This is a genomic window from Salinisphaera sp. (genome assembly GCF_035690525.1).
Taxonomy (GTDB): Bacteria; Pseudomonadota; Gammaproteobacteria; order Nevskiales; family Salinisphaeraceae; genus Salinisphaera.
In genome coordinates, this window is sequence record NZ_DASSKM010000127.1 from 1 (window position 1) to 14,110 (window position 14,110).

At 65.9% G+C, this 14,110-nt stretch carries 13 protein-coding genes; 7 read left to right on the forward strand and 6 right to left on the reverse strand.

The annotated features are described in order from the left end of the window. Positions 1-2,625 (forward strand): methionine synthase (gene metH, locus VFJ08_RS09515; protein ID WP_324996964.1); only part of this gene is annotated, 2,625 nt, incomplete at its 5' end. A 55-nt stretch (positions 2,626-2,680) separates the two neighbouring features. On the opposite strand, the gene VFJ08_RS09520 is transcribed toward metH, so the two are convergent. From VFJ08_RS09520 to VFJ08_RS09535, 4 genes are read right to left on the reverse strand one after another with little or no spacing between them, the layout of a single operon-like run. Continuing rightward, positions 2,681-3,124: a hypothetical protein gene (locus VFJ08_RS09520; RefSeq protein ID WP_324996965.1), complete on the reverse strand. Its 444-nt coding sequence runs from the start codon at positions 3,122-3,124 to the stop codon at positions 2,681-2,683. Between the two features lie 3 nt (positions 3,125-3,127). Continuing rightward, positions 3,128-3,706, reverse strand: coding sequence for an MFS transporter (locus tag VFJ08_RS09525; protein WP_324996966.1), 579 nt, complete (start codon positions 3,704-3,706; stop codon positions 3,128-3,130). A gap of 9 nt (positions 3,707-3,715) precedes the next feature. After that, positions 3,716-3,880, reverse strand: a complete 165-nt coding sequence (locus VFJ08_RS09530; protein WP_324996967.1) for a hypothetical protein — start codon at positions 3,878-3,880, stop codon at positions 3,716-3,718. Positions 3,881-3,898: 18 nt separating this feature from the next. Next, complete coding sequence (locus VFJ08_RS09535) at positions 3,899-5,206, reverse strand: MATE family efflux transporter (protein WP_349256985.1); 1,308 nt, start codon at positions 5,204-5,206, stop codon at positions 3,899-3,901. A gap of 306 nt (positions 5,207-5,512) precedes the next feature. On the opposite strand from VFJ08_RS09535, the gene VFJ08_RS09540 reads away from it, so the two are divergent. After that, on the forward strand, positions 5,513-6,598 hold the full coding sequence (locus tag VFJ08_RS09540) for an AI-2E family transporter (RefSeq protein WP_324996969.1): 1,086 nt from the start codon (positions 5,513-5,515) through the stop codon (positions 6,596-6,598). A gap of 13 nt (positions 6,599-6,611) precedes the next feature. Here the strand turns inward: VFJ08_RS09540 and VFJ08_RS09545 are convergent, their stop codons facing one another. Continuing rightward, positions 6,612-7,514 carry a YihY/virulence factor BrkB family protein gene (locus VFJ08_RS09545; protein WP_324996970.1) on the reverse strand — a complete coding sequence of 301 codons (903 nt, stop codon included), beginning with the start codon at positions 7,512-7,514 and terminating at the stop codon, positions 6,612-6,614. Between the two features lie 139 nt (positions 7,515-7,653). On the opposite strand from VFJ08_RS09545, the gene VFJ08_RS09550 reads away from it, so the two are divergent. Continuing rightward, the gene (locus VFJ08_RS09550) at positions 7,654-9,588 is read left to right on the forward strand and encodes a 1-acyl-sn-glycerol-3-phosphate acyltransferase (protein ID WP_324996971.1); all 1,935 of its coding nucleotides are present in this window, start codon (positions 7,654-7,656) and stop codon (positions 9,586-9,588) included. A 7-nt stretch (positions 9,589-9,595) separates the two neighbouring features. Here the strand turns inward: VFJ08_RS09550 and VFJ08_RS09555 are convergent, their stop codons facing one another. Then, complete coding sequence (locus tag VFJ08_RS09555; protein WP_324996972.1) at positions 9,596-10,630, reverse strand: alcohol dehydrogenase catalytic domain-containing protein; 1,035 nt, start codon at positions 10,628-10,630, stop codon at positions 9,596-9,598. 115 nt (positions 10,631-10,745) lie between these two features. On the opposite strand from VFJ08_RS09555, the gene VFJ08_RS09560 reads away from it, so the two are divergent. The 4 genes from VFJ08_RS09560 to VFJ08_RS09575 form a co-directional block, all read left to right on the forward strand. After that, entirely contained in the window at positions 10,746-11,582 is an 837-nt protein-coding gene (locus tag VFJ08_RS09560) for an SDR family NAD(P)-dependent oxidoreductase (RefSeq protein WP_324996973.1), read from the forward strand. 56 nt (positions 11,583-11,638) lie between these two features. Then, on the forward strand, positions 11,639-12,544 hold the full coding sequence (gene hslO, locus VFJ08_RS09565; protein WP_324996974.1) for an Hsp33 family molecular chaperone HslO: 906 nt from the start codon (positions 11,639-11,641) through the stop codon (positions 12,542-12,544). Positions 12,545-12,687: 143 nt separating this feature from the next. Next, on the forward strand, positions 12,688-13,638 hold the full coding sequence (locus VFJ08_RS09570) for a hypothetical protein (protein WP_324996975.1): 951 nt from the start codon (positions 12,688-12,690) through the stop codon (positions 13,636-13,638). A gap of 277 nt (positions 13,639-13,915) precedes the next feature. Then, on the forward strand, positions 13,916-14,110 hold a 195-nt coding region (locus VFJ08_RS09575), incomplete at its 3' end, for a hypothetical protein (RefSeq protein ID WP_324996976.1).

A 14,110-nucleotide genomic window follows, 5' to 3' on the forward strand; every position in this document is an offset into this window, starting at 1 on the left:
GACACCGCGCTGGATGTGGCCCGCAACCAGGTCGAGAACGGCGCCCAGGTCATCGACGTCAACATGGACGAGGGGATGCTGGACTCGGCCGCCGCGATGACCAAGTTCCTGAACCTGATCGCCGGCGAGCCGGACATCGCCAAGGTGCCGGTGATGGTCGACTCCTCGAAATGGGAAGTCATCGAGGCCGGGCTGCAGTGCATCCAAGGCAAGGGGATGGTCAATTCCATCTCGCTCAAGGCAGGCGAGGAGAAGTTCCTCAACCAGGCCCAGGCATGCCTGGACTACGGGGCCGCTGTCGTGGTCATGGCCTTCGATCAAGAAGGTCAGGCCGACACCGAGGATCGCAAGGTCGAAATCGCCCGGCGCGCCTACCACATGCTGGTCGAAAAACTCGACTTCCCGCCCGAGGACATTATTTTCGATCTCAACATCTTCGCGATCGCCACCGGCATCGAGGAACACAATAATTACGCGGTCGATTTCATCAACGCGGCCAAGCGCGTGCGTGAAGCCTGCCCCGGTTGCCATATCTCGGGCGGGCTGTCGAACGTGTCGTTTTCCTTCCGCGGCAACGAACCGGTGCGCCGGGCGATGCATTCGGTGTTTCTCTATCACGCCATTCCGGCGGGCCTGGACATGGCGATCGTCAACGCCGGCCAGCTCGAGGTCTACGACGACATTCCCGACGCGCTGCGCGAAGCCTGCGAGGACGTCGTGCTCAACCGACGCTCGGATGCCACCGACCGGCTGCTGGAGATCGCCGAACGGTACAAGGGCGAAGGCGCCAAGAAGGAAGCCGAACAGGACACCGCTTGGCGCGAACAGGCGGTCGAGAAGCGGCTCGAACACGCGCTGGTCAAGGGCATCGATACCTACGTCGTAGAAGACACCGAGGAAGCCCGGCAGCGAGCCGACAAGCCGCTGGACGTGATCGAAGGCCCGCTGATGGACGGCATGAACGTGGTCGGCGACCTGTTCGGCGCCGGCAAGATGTTCCTGCCGCAGGTGGTCAAATCCGCGCGCGTGATGAAAAAGGCCGTGGCCTATCTCATGCCCTACATCGAGGAAGGAAAGGCCGACAACGACAAGGGCTCCAACAACGGCACCATCATCATGGCGACCGTGAAGGGCGACGTGCACGACATCGGCAAGAACATCGTCGGCGTAGTGCTCCAGTGCAACAACTTCGAGGTGATCGATCTCGGCGTGATGGTGCCGATGAACGATATCCTGGCCGCCGCCGAAGAACATAACGCCGACATCATCGGTCTGTCCGGCCTGATCACCCCATCGCTGGACGAGATGGTGAACGTGGCCGCCGAAATGCAGCGGCGGTCCCTGAACACGCCGCTGCTGATCGGCGGCGCCACCACCTCCAGGGCGCATACCGCGGTCAAGATCGATCCGGCCTATGACGGCGCCGTCATGTGGGTAAAGGACGCCAGCCGCTCGGTGCCGGTGGCCTCCAAGATGGTCAGCAAGGACGCGCGCGAAAAACTGGTCGCCGAGCTGGGGCAAGAGTACGACAAGATGCGCGAGCGGCATGCCGCCAAGCGTCAGACCAAGTTCGTGAGTCTGGACGACGCGCGCGACAACCGGGTCCGGCTCGACTGGTCCGATTACACGCCGCCCGCGCCGAGGCTGCCGAGCGAGACGGCCTACGCCAAGCGCCAAGCGTTGCCGTATAACGGCGGCGCGGATGACGGTGTCTCCGGCCTGTATGTGTTCGAGGATTTTCCGATCGAGGAATTGATCGAAACCATCGACTGGACGCCGTTCTTCCTGTCCTGGGAGATGAAGGGCCGTTATCCCGACATCCTCAACGACCCGAACAAGGGCAAGGAGGCGCGCAAGCTGTTCGACGACGCCCAGGCCATGCTGGGCCAGATCATCGACGAAAAATGGCTGACCGCGCGCGGCGTGATCGGGCTGTTCCCGGCGCGCACCGCGGCCAACTTCGACGATATCGAAGTGCTGTCCGACGACCGTTCGGAGGTCGTCTCGGTGGTGCATCAACTACGCCAGCAGGCCGAGCATCGCAAGGGCGTGCCCAACCGCAACCTGTCGGATTTCGTCGCCCCGGCGGCTGCCGGCATCGACGATTGGATCGGCGGTTTCGCGGTCACCACCGGGCTCGGCGCCGCGGCCAAAGTCGAGGCGTTCAAGGCCGAACACGACGACTACAACGCCATTCTCGTCGAAGCCCTGGCCGATCGGCTGGCCGAAGCCTTCGCAGAATGGATGCATCGCCACGTACGTACCGAGATCTGGGGCTACGTACCCGACGAGGATCTGGGCAACGCCGAGCTCATCGGCGAGAAATACGCCGGCATCCGCCCCGCGCCCGGCTACCCGGCCTGCCCGGAACACACCGGCAAGGACGCATTATGGGCGCTGCTGGACGTGGAGAACCACACCGGCATCGAACTTACCGACTCGCGCGCCATGTGGCCGGGTGCCGCCGTCTCCGGCTGGTACTTGGCGCATCCGGAGTCGCGCTATTTCGTGCTCGGCCGCGTGGCCAAGGACCAGGTTCGCGACTACGCGAAGCGCAAGGGCTGGGACGTCGAGACCGCCGAAAAATGGCTCGGCCCGAACCTCGGCTACGAGCCGGAAGCCTGATCGAACCGGGTAAGCATCGCGGCCGGGCAATCGGCGCCAACGCGCGATCACATGCTTACTCGGCGTAGCGGCCGGCTCCCGCGAACGGCAGATGAAACAGATCGCCGCTCTGGCCCACCATCTGGCCCGCCACCACGATCGTCACGATCAGCGCCGCCGTCGGCACGATGGTGGCCAGAATCAGTTCGCGCCAGCTCAGCGCGCTGTTGCCGGTGGCGCGCTGGGCGAAGACATGGGTGATATAGAGTAGATTCGCGCCCAGCGAGATCGCCGCCGCGATCCAAAAGCCAGGCTGTGAGCTGCCGTTGTAGGCCAGCACGCAGGCGGCCAGCGTGGCGGCCACGCCGGCGAGACCGGCGCCCTCGCAGATCCAGGCAACGAGATTCAATTGGCGCGTGGCGGGCATGGGCCGTGGAAACCGCCGAATAGCCGCGTCATGATAGCGCGTGCATCCCATGCGGCCGAACACCGCACGGGCCGCACGGAATACACGTCGCACCGATCAGCCGGGTTGGCGCTTCGGCTGCGCAGGCCGATCGGCTTTCACGCTAAACATGACGATACCGGCGAGCAGCAGCATGGCGGCCAGAAAAGCCGCGGTGCCGACGAAGCTGCCGCCGCTGGCGTCCTGCAGATAGCCGCCGACGTACGGGCCGACAAAGCCGCCGAGATTACCCAGCGCATTGATCAGCCCGAGCGCGCCGCCCAGCACCGCGGCCGGCATGGTGGTCGAGGCGGCGGCCCAAAACGGCCCGTCGTAGGCCAGCGCGCCGCCCATGGCCAGGCAGATCAGCGCCATCGAGATAGCGATATAGGCATGCCCCACCAGCACCGAGCCGACCAGCGAGATCGCGGCTATCAGCATGGCGATGAACACATGCAACGCATAGCGGCCGGTGCGATCGGCGAGCCAGCCGTTGAACCAGAGCCCGAAACCGGCCACGACATAGGGCAGCGCGGCGAGCACGCCCACCGCCACGAAACCGCGCTGGGTGAGGGTTTGGATCAGCGTCGGCAGCCACAGATTCAAGCCATAGAAACCAATCTGGATCAGGAAGTAGACCGCCACCAGCTTCCACACCGTGGCGCTTTAAAACACATCGCGATAGCCCTTCGCCTCGGGCGCATGGCGCTGCTCCTCGGCGATGGCGCCTTCGATGTAATCGCGCTCGGCATCCGAGACCCAGCGCGCCTCGGACGGCCGGTCCGCGGCCAGCCGCCACCACAACGGCGCCGCGATCAGAAACGGGAACACGCCCTCGATGATGAACGCTCAAATGCCGCTAACCGCCCATGCGCCGGACCGCGTACGCCAAGCCGTGGCCACGAGCCGGGCAAGCAGGAACACGGTCAGCCCGGCCCAGATTCCGGCCAGCCCCCAGCCCAGTGCATAAGCCAGCCAGATCAGCGGCAGAAAACCGAGCAGAGCGGCGCCGAGCGTGCTGGTACGCAAAAACGCGGCGTCGCCGGCGCCGAGCAGCACGCCGTCCAGCGCGAACACGACGCCGGCGACCGGCTGCTGGACGACGAACAGCCACCAGGCATAGGGAATCTGCGCCAGCACCGCCGGATCGTCGGTGAAGGCATGCGGCAACACCGGATAAGCCGCGGCGAAGATCACGCCGAGCGCGATACCGAGCACGAGCGAATAACCGGTGATCCGCCACGCCACGCGCTGGGCGTCGGCGGCGCGGTCGCCGCCGAGCGCGGCCCCGACCAGCGCCTGCGCGGCGATCGCCAGCGAATCGAGGATCAGTGACAGGAACGACCACAACTCGTAGACGATCTGGTGCGCGCCGGCGGCTGCGGCCGAATAGCGGGCCGCCACCGCCGCGGCGGACAGAAAACAGATCTGGAACGAGGCGCTGCGCAGAATCAGATCGCGCCCGAGCACCATCTGCGCCCGCATGACGGCCAGGCTCGGCCGGGCCATCGCTCGCTCGCGCAGCAACGCGATCAGAAACAGTATCGCGGCGACACTCTGCGCCAGCACGTTGGCGATCGCCGAACCGGCCAGCCCGAAGCCCAGCGGATAGACCAGGATCGGACAGACGATCGCCGAAGCGACGTTGGCCGCGAGCACGTAGCGCAGCGGCCGCACCGTGTCCTGGACGCCGCGCATCCACCCGTTGCCGGCCAGGGTGATCAGAATCGCCGGCGCGCCGAGTAGCGCAATGCGCAGCCACCGGCCGGCCGCATCGGCGATGCCGCCCGGGCCGGCCAGCAGCAGCGCCAGATCGTGGGCGAAGATCTCGCCGAGCACGAACACGAAAAGCCCCACCGCGATCGCCAGCCAGGTCGCCTGGCCGCCCTCGGCCACTGCCTCGGCCCGCCGGTGCGCGCCGTAGAGCCGCGAGGTACGGGCGGTGGTGCCATAGGACAGGAAGGTGAGCTGGCTGGTCAGCACGCTCAACAGCGTACCGCCGAGCGCCAAACCCGCCAGCGGCACCGCGCCGAGATGTCCCACCACCGCGGTATCGATCAGCACATAAAGCGGCTCGGCCGCCAGCACCCCCAGCGCCGGCAGCGCGAGCGCGAGAATACGGCGCGGCGTGACTTCGGTCTCGGCGCTATCCACCATGATCGTCGCCTGCGGGTCAGCCGGCCAGTTTGCCACAGCGCGGTCTCGGCGTTTGTCCGGATAGCCGTGGCCGATGGGCCGGGCGATCATGCGATATTTATAACCTTGAGAGGGTGTTTACCCGTCGTAGCGAGCGTGGTCGGTTTGGGCATGCCCCGAGCACAGGCAGCGTCGCGCCGGGGCGGCACGTGGGCATTTCAAGCTCCGGACAGGTCCGAAACAGCAAGCGCCGTAGTGTTGTAAATACGCTTTGAAGCAAAGCCATAAACCGGCCGTCTGGACCGCGGTCGAGCCACAGGAGCGATTATGAGCCAAGCCAGCCCCGGCCTCGGCGATTTTTGGCGCCGCTGTCTGATCGTGTCGGGCATCACGATCGGCACGGTGGCGGTGCTCTGGTTCATCTGGACGATCGGCCATGCGGCGTTGCTGATCTTCGCGGCGTTTTTGGTGGCGGTCGCGCTCGACGCCCTGGCTCGGGCCCTGTCGCGCGTCTCCGGGCTGGGCCGCCACACCTCGGTGATCACGGTGACGGTGCTGCTTCCCCTGGTGCTCGGCGTGGCCGTGGCGCTGGGCACCATGAACGTCGCCTCCCAGGCGCCCAAGCTGCAGCATCAGATCGTGCAATCGATCAACCAGCTACAGGACAAGCTACAGCAATACCAATTTACCCAGAACCTGTTGGGTTCATCCACGTCGTCCGGCGATTCGGGTTCGGGTTCGGGCAGCTCGCTCGGCGAGCATCTGGCCAGCGAAATCTCGAGCGCCGCCTCGGTGACGCTGACCATGGTGACCGATCTGTTCTTAGTGCTCATCATCGGCATCTACTTGGGACTGCGACCCCAAATCTACTACCACGGACTGTTACGCCTGTTTCCGCCGGACCGACAGGAGCGCATGGATTTCATTGCCCACGAGGCCGCCGACGCGGTCCGTCGCTGGCTGACGGGGCGCGCGATTTCCATGACCCTGGTCGGCGTCGGCAGCGTCGCCGGCCTGTGGCTGATCGGTATTCCTTTTCCGCTGCTGCTCGGATTATCGGCCGGGCTTTTGACCTTCATCCCGTATCTGGGCGCGCTGGTCTCGGCGGTGCCGGCGCTGCTGATCGCCGGCCTGCACGGCGTCTGGGCGATGTTCTATGTCGGCCTGCTGTATCTGGGGCTGCATATCATCGAGGGCTACCTGATGGCGCCCATGATCCAGCGCCGCGCCGCCTCGATCGCCCCGGCTTTTTTATTGTCGGTCCAGGTCATCGGCGGCACGATCGCGGGCGTGCTGGGCGTCGCCCTGGCCACCCCGATCGCGCTGGTGATCGCGGTGATCATCCAGCTCTGTTACGTCCAAGACGTGATCGGCGAAAAGCCGCACCTGCCCCGCGACGGCCCGTATGAATAAGCGCGCAGCGCGGCTACTCCGCCGGCGTATCGCAATGCGCCTCGATCTGGGCGTTGATCTCGGCCCCCGCCAAAACCGTGACCACGGTCACATAAGTCAGCGTGAGCAGCAGCACCACGCCCGAGAGCGAGCCGTACATCGCGGTATACGAATCCGAGTAGGCGAGAAACACCGAGAACAGGCTGGACGCGATGGTCCAAAACACGACCACCAGCGCCGCGCCCACCCGCACCCAGCGCCAGCGCGGCGGCGTCCGGTCCGGCACCCAGCGATACAGCGCGGCCAGGCCGAAGAACAGGATCAACCCGCCGAGCGCCATGCCGGCTGCACGCGCGCATTCGGCCAGCCACAAATCGGACCAGTACATCTGGGCGACGATCGGCACCCCGATCGCCAACAGCGAGACCAACACCAGGCCCGTGATCACGGCCAGCGCCAGGAGCAGCGAACGAAACAGATAACGCCAGCCGTCGACCGCGACCGGCTGCTGATAAGCCGCATTGAGCGCGACCATGAGCGCGCCGACGCCTTGCTGGGCGCACCAGACCGATACCACCAGGCTAAACACGCCCGCCGCCCACAGCGTCGGCGCGGCGCGCGTGGCCACGTCCTTCATCTGGCTGATCATCGAGATCACGACATCGGCGGGCACGAAACCCGCCATCGCGCTCATCTGCTTGACCACGAAGACCGGATTGGCCAGCAAGCCGTAGAAAGCCACGAACGCCGATACCGACGAAAAAATCGCGAACAGCGCCAGAAACGAGATCGCCGCCGCGTCGATGCTCAGCTGATGCCGGCCCATGCCGCGCGCCACGCCGCGCAGAATCGACAGCCAGCCGGCCATGGGGATGTCGCTGGGCCATTCACGACGCGGTGAGCCGGCACGGGACGAGTCGTCCGGGCTTGGATGCATGCCTTCCTTCGTCCGTGATAACAAACGCTCATGATGCCGTAGCCGGCAACCGGCCCGCTACACGCCTCGGCAGTCCCACGGATACCGGAGCGCTCGACAAGATCCTAAAATGTAGCGTTGGATGCTTCGGGAAGGGGCCATGCGCAAGGTATCGACTATTTTATGCTCGCTGTACGGCGTCTACGCCTTCACCATCTGGCTGATCGTCATCATCATCGGCGGCGCGCTGCTCTTGGTCCTGCCGGGGCTTGACCTGCGCCGGCGCGTGGCCCGCCGCGCGATCCGCCTGATGCTGGCCGCCAGCGGCATCCCCTATCGATTCTCGCATCTCGATCGTCTGCCGGACGATCCGTGCGTGGTCATCGCCAACCACCAAAGCTATCTCGACGGGCTGGTGTTGACCGCCGCCCTACCGCCGCACTTTGCCCCGGTAATCAAGCGCGACATGGAGCGCGTGCCGATCGTCGGCCGTGTACTGGCGCGGATCGGCTCCCGGTTCGTCGAACGCGAGCCGGCGATGGCGGCCGGGCGCGACACGCTGGCGATTCTAGAATCGTTGCAGGCGGGCCAATCCATCGCGATCTTTCCGGAAGGCACATTCACCCCCGATCGCGGTCTGCTGCCGTTTCGCGACGGCGCTTCGTTTCTGGCCGCCAAGGCCGGCGTGCCGATGGTGCCGGTCGCGCTGCGCGGCACCGACAAAATCCTGCCGGAAACCGGCATCCTGCCGCGGCCGGGCCGCGTGACGGTCGATATTCTCGAGCCCGCCACGGCCGAGGCCGCCGATCGAGCCGCGGCGGACGCCCTACGCGACCGCGTGGAATTCGCGCTTTTCGCCGGCCTGCACCCCGACGCCTATATCGACCACGGCCAAGCCGACAGCCAAGCCAATGGCAAGCCGCGGCCGACCTACGATTATTATCGCGAGGCCTTCGCCGATCAGGCGCTGCCCTTCGCCTATGTCGATCTCGATCAGCTCGAAGCCCATATCCGCTCGGTGCTGGACATCGCGGCCAACAAGCCGCTGCGGGTGGATGCGCGCGTACTGCGCTGCCCGGAGATCATCGAACGGGTGATGCGCGCCAACGCGCGGTTCCACGGGGTGAAGTGCGCGACCGTGGACGAAGCGCTTTATCTGGCCGGCTACTCGGAACTCAACGATTTCCTGGTGGCCTTTCCGGTGGTCCAGCCGGCACCGGTCAAACGGCTCTGCGCCGCCATCGGCCAGGGCCACGGGTTGACGCTGACCGTGGACAGCACCGACACCCTCGACATGCTCGACGAGACCGCGCGGGCGGCCGAGGTCGAGCTGCCGCTGTGCGTGGAAATCGATACCTCGGCCGGCATCGACGACGCTTCGCCGAGCCGACGCAGCGCGGTCCACGACACCAAGGCGCTGGTCGAACTGGCGCGCGCCATCGACGCCCGCGACAATCTGTCGTTTCGCGGCGTGCTGATTTTCGACACCCAGCGCCAAACCCGGTCCGGGCAGGACCAACGCAACGGCCGGCATTTGCTCGACGCCCGAGCCGGCGTGATATCGGCCCTGTCCGAGGCCGGCCTGAAACCGTCGCTGGTCGACTGCGGCGGCATCGGCGAGCTGTCGTTCAACGCCAACGACCCCTCCGTGACCGAAATTACCGTCGGCGCGGCGTTCTTTGGCCTGGCCGATGCCTCAGCCACCGAAGCCAAGTCGGAAACGCCCGCGGCCGGCTATGCCAGCGAAATCATGCGCCGCACCGACACCCAGCTCTACGCCACGCTCAGCGGCGGCTACACCGCGCCGGATACCCGCAAGGGCACCACGCTGCCGGCTGTCTACCTGCCGCGCGCGGCCGAATTGGACGATTTGGCCGGCGCGGGCGCCGGTCAGCTACCGATCTTCGATGCCGATAACGAGCTTTGTGTCGGCGCGCCGGTTTTCATGCGTCCGGCCAACGCAAGTGAACTCTGCGAGCGCTTCGACCGGTTGGTGCTGATGCAGGACGGGGCGATCGTCGGCCACGCCCGCACCTATCGCGCGATCGGCGACCAGTTCGGCAGCCAGCCCCGCGGCGCTTCCGACGCCGTCTAGATACCATTTAACGCCGAGCTGCGTCGGCGCCGATCATGACCTTGAGATGACGCGTCTTGTCGGCGGCGCTGGCAAACGCCGCCTCGGCGTCGGCAAAAGCGTGGCGGCCGGTGATCGCCGCGGCGAGCCGGTCGTCGGCCAGCACGGCGGCCACGGCGGCGTCGAACTCGTCGACGAAGCGATAGCTGCCGAGCAGCTCGATTTCTCGCGTAATCAACAGGTTGAGGTCGATGCCGGAAGTCGGCAAAAAGCCGACTTGGACGACGCGCGCGCCGGGCTCGACGCAGCTCATGGCCATGTTGAGCGCGGCCGCGGCCCCGGCGGCCTCGATTGCGACATCGAATGCCGGATCGGCCGCCAGCGCGGCGATCGCGTCGTCGTTGCCCGCGTCCAGTACGTCCACGCCGGCAAGCTTCGCCACCCGCTCGCGCGCCCCGGATTGAATATCGGCCACCGTGACCCGCGCGGCACCCGCGCGCAGGGCCGCGATCGCCGACAGCGCGCCGATCGTGCCGCCGCCGGTGATCAGCACGCGGGCCCCGGCCACGCCCGCCCGGTTCACGGCGTGGGCGGCGATCGAATACGGCTCGGCCAGCGCCGCCCGTGCCAAATCGGCATCGTCGGCCAGAATGACGCACTGGTCGCGGTCGACCACCGGGCGCTCGGCGAAACCGCCTTCGGTGTGTGGACGATAGGCCGCGCTGCCCATGTAGCGCATGGAAAAACACAGATTCGTGCGGCCGGCGCGACACATCCGGCACGCGCCGCAGGACAACGCGGGGTTGACCGCCACCGGCGTGCCGGGCGCCAGATCGGTGACCGCCGAACCGGCTTCGACCACGCGGCCGGAGAGCTCGTGGCCCAGCACCATCGGGTCGCGCAGCACGGAATTGCCGGCGCGGCCCTCGGCAACATAATGCAGATCCGAGCCACAAATGCCGCCATAGACCAGCGCGAGACGCACCTCCCGCGGGCCGAGATCGCGCTCGGGCACGTCGTCGAGCCGTAAATCCTGTGGTCCGTGAATCACGTAAGCGCGCATGGCCGATCTCGCTCCGGTCGAACCCTAGTCTTATCATGCCAGCGAACGGCTACGCATTGATCACGAATGTTTGTATATTCGGCGTAAACCTCCCGCAACCCGCGGATCGGCCGAGATGGCGCGCAACGTATTGATAACCGGCGGCAACAACGGCATCGGCCGCGAAATGGCCGCCGCGCTGGCCGCCCACGGCGACCATGTGCTCATTGCCTCGCGGGATTTGGCTAAGTCCCAGGCCGCGACCGAGGCCATACGCAAGGCCGATCCCGACGCCCGCATTGAAGCCATGGCGCTGGATCTCGGCGATTTCGCCGATATCGACCGTTTCGCCGAGCAACTTCTTCAGCGCATGCCGACGCTCGACGTGCTGATCCTCAACGCCGGGCTGTACACCCACGGCACGCGCGCATTGCCGAACGGGCTGGAAGCGATGATCGGCATCATGCATTTCGGCCATTTCCGACTGGTCCGGCAATTGCGCGACGCGGTGGTCGCCGCCCCGGCCGGGCGGATCGTGGTCACCGCCTCGCTGGCGCACCGGCTCGGGCGGCTGCGTTTCGACAACTTCGACGCCCCGCGCAAGCACCGGGCGGCCGTGTTCGCCTACGCCCAGGCCAAACTCGCCAATATCCTGTTCACCCGCGAGCTGGCCAAGCGCCTCGCCGACACGCCGGTCACGGCCAACTGTTTTCACCCCGGCGCGGTCGCCACCGGTCTGTGGAGCGAACTGCCGACGATCATTCAACGCCTGCTCGGGTCAACGCTGATTAGCCCGGCCGAGGGCGCGGATACCGGCATCTGGCTGGCCACGGCCGATGCCGCGCGCGAGATCAGCGGCGAATATTTCGTCAAGCGCAAACCGGCCCGCACGACCGCGGCCGCGCGCGATATGAACCTGGCCGTAGCGCTCTGGCGCGACAGCGAAAAACGTATGGATAGCGCCGGCCGTTGAATAAAACCATCCCGATGCCTATTTCATAGGCATACGCGACAAGAGCATTTGCCCGCATGGCCGCCGACCAATTGCAACGCTTTCTTTTCGACGGAACCGCCGTTCGCGGCGAAATCGCCCAACTCGAATCGACCTATCATGAGGCGCTTGCCAACCACGACTATCCCGAGCCCATCCAGCGCCTGTTGGGCGAGTTGCTGGCGGCCTGTGCGCTGCTGACCGCGACGGTTAAGCTCGAGGGCTCGCTCGGCATCGAGTTGCGTGGCAGCGGCGCGGTCAATCTGTTGATGGCCGAATCCAACCCGGGCAATCATGAACGCGCCCAGCGCCTGCGCGGCATCGCCCGTTTCGATCACGACGGCGTGGCCGCGCTCGACGACATGTCCCTGCACGGGCTGCTCGGCGACGGCAAGGTCGTGATCACGCTCGATCCCCGCGAGGGCCGTCGCTATCAGGGCATCGTCGCGCTCGACCAGCCCACCATCGCCGGCTGTGTCGAGGCTTATTTCGCCCAATCCGAGCAGTTGCCGACCCGGCTCTGGCTGGCCGCCGACGAACAGGGCGCGGCCGGCCTGTTGCTCCAGAAGCTACCCGCCGAAGGCTCCTCGCTCGCGGCCGATGCCGATATCGACGCCTGGGACCGGCTCAACCATCTGGCGGCGACCATCACCGGCGATGAACTCACCGGTCTGGATACCCGCGCCGTGCTGTATCGCCTGTTCCACGAGGAACAGCCCCGGCTGTTCGACCCGGCACCGGTGACATTCGCCTGCACCTGCTCGCGCGAACGCTTTGGCGCCGCCTTGCACCAGCTCGGCGCCGACGAACTGCGAAGCGTTATCGAAGAACGCGGCGAGATCGAGACCCAATGCCATTTCTGCAATACCGTCTACGTGTTCAGCCCGGCCGACGTCGAAGCCCTGATCGACAACCCGAACGCGCCGCCGCCGACGATGCACTAGGGCCTCCAAAGGGCCGATGATTGCGTATTCGATCGGGCACGACAGCCAGTCGCCGCAGTTGCCGGCGCGATCCATCGCAGACATCATGGCCCGGCCGCGAGACGCCGGTCGGCGGCGTCGACCGATCCTAACGAGAAAACATCATGGCTTTTGAATACGCGAGTTCAGCGCAGCGATCGCGCGATCCCTCGGCCGATCCGCATCATGTCGTCGAAGGCGAACTGACTTGGCTGGTGCGCGCGGTCGGGCTGGCCATCGGCGGGTTGCTGGCGATTGGCGCGCTCCTCGGGCTGTACCAGGGGCTGACCTTCGGCGGCGGCCTGCGCGCCCAGTTCGCGCACGGCCTGCTGGTGGCCCAGGTGGTGTTCGCCGCCGTGCTGATCATGCTCGGCAGCATCGTCGAGGGCTTTGGTTTCGGTTTGGCGCTGGGCACGCGCTGGCCGTATACCAAGAACATCGTGGTGCTGATGCTGCGCGGCGACCCCGAGGCCGCGCACCGCGTGGTGGCGACGCTCGTGGGTCTGGTCGGCGTGGCGCTGGCGATCCTGGACCCGGTCTACGAAATGTTTCTCGGGTTGGGCCTGATCGTGGCCACGGCACTGTTCGGCATGGGCGTGCTGTATGTGCTGGCCGGACGCGCGCCGGCGATCGTGCATGGCACGCACGGGTTGCTGGCTTATCTGGTGTTCATCGCCTATATTCTGCCGCTGGCGCATGCCAACATCGGGCTGGGCTATTATCTGCTGATCATCATCCCGACCCATCCGCTGCTGTTCGCGATCTTCATGGGCGGCGTGGTCACCGGCGGGCGCGGCTTCGGCCAACCGCTCGGCCAGTTCTCGGTGCCGCAGCGCCAGCCGCAATGGATCTTCGTGCTGCACGGCATTGCCGGGCTGCTGGTGGTCGGCACGCTGGGCTGGTATATGCCGACTTATCCGGTGGCTTTCGCGCTGGTGCTGGCACAGGTGGCGATCGGCTTCATTCTGTTCCAGGCGGTCAATCTCAAGCCCAAGGCGCCCGGTGCGGTCGTGGCTTTCCACCAGGCCATGGCGCTGCTGATCACGACCGCGATCGTAATGCAGTGGCAGTTCTGAACGCCCCGACGCCGGCGCGCCGCAAAGGCTGGCCACCCGTCGACATCGACAACATACGACCTAGGTCGGCAGCCAGTCCGCCAAGCGCTTGATACGACAATACAACCGTCCAAGCGAACCGAAAAAACGCCGCTTGGATAATCGTCATTACATGTCGAAACGCCTGACATTAGGCGACGCCGCTGCATTGTAATTACTGGTAAATCATAAGCTTTGCCCGTCTGGCCGCGATTTTGCGTGACCCGGGTCCCCCTATATCGGATCACGGAGCACGATCATGACCTCACTCAAGCGTCTATCGGTCCGCCTATTGCTGGGCCTGTTGCTGGCAGCCGGGCTGTTTGCCACCGGTACCGCCACGGCAACGGCCATTAAAGTCACGCCCAATGCCGATTTGACTTCGCCCTATCGACTGACGCTGGGCGACAACGGCCCGAGCTACATCTTTTCCAGCCGCAACACCCTGTTCAAC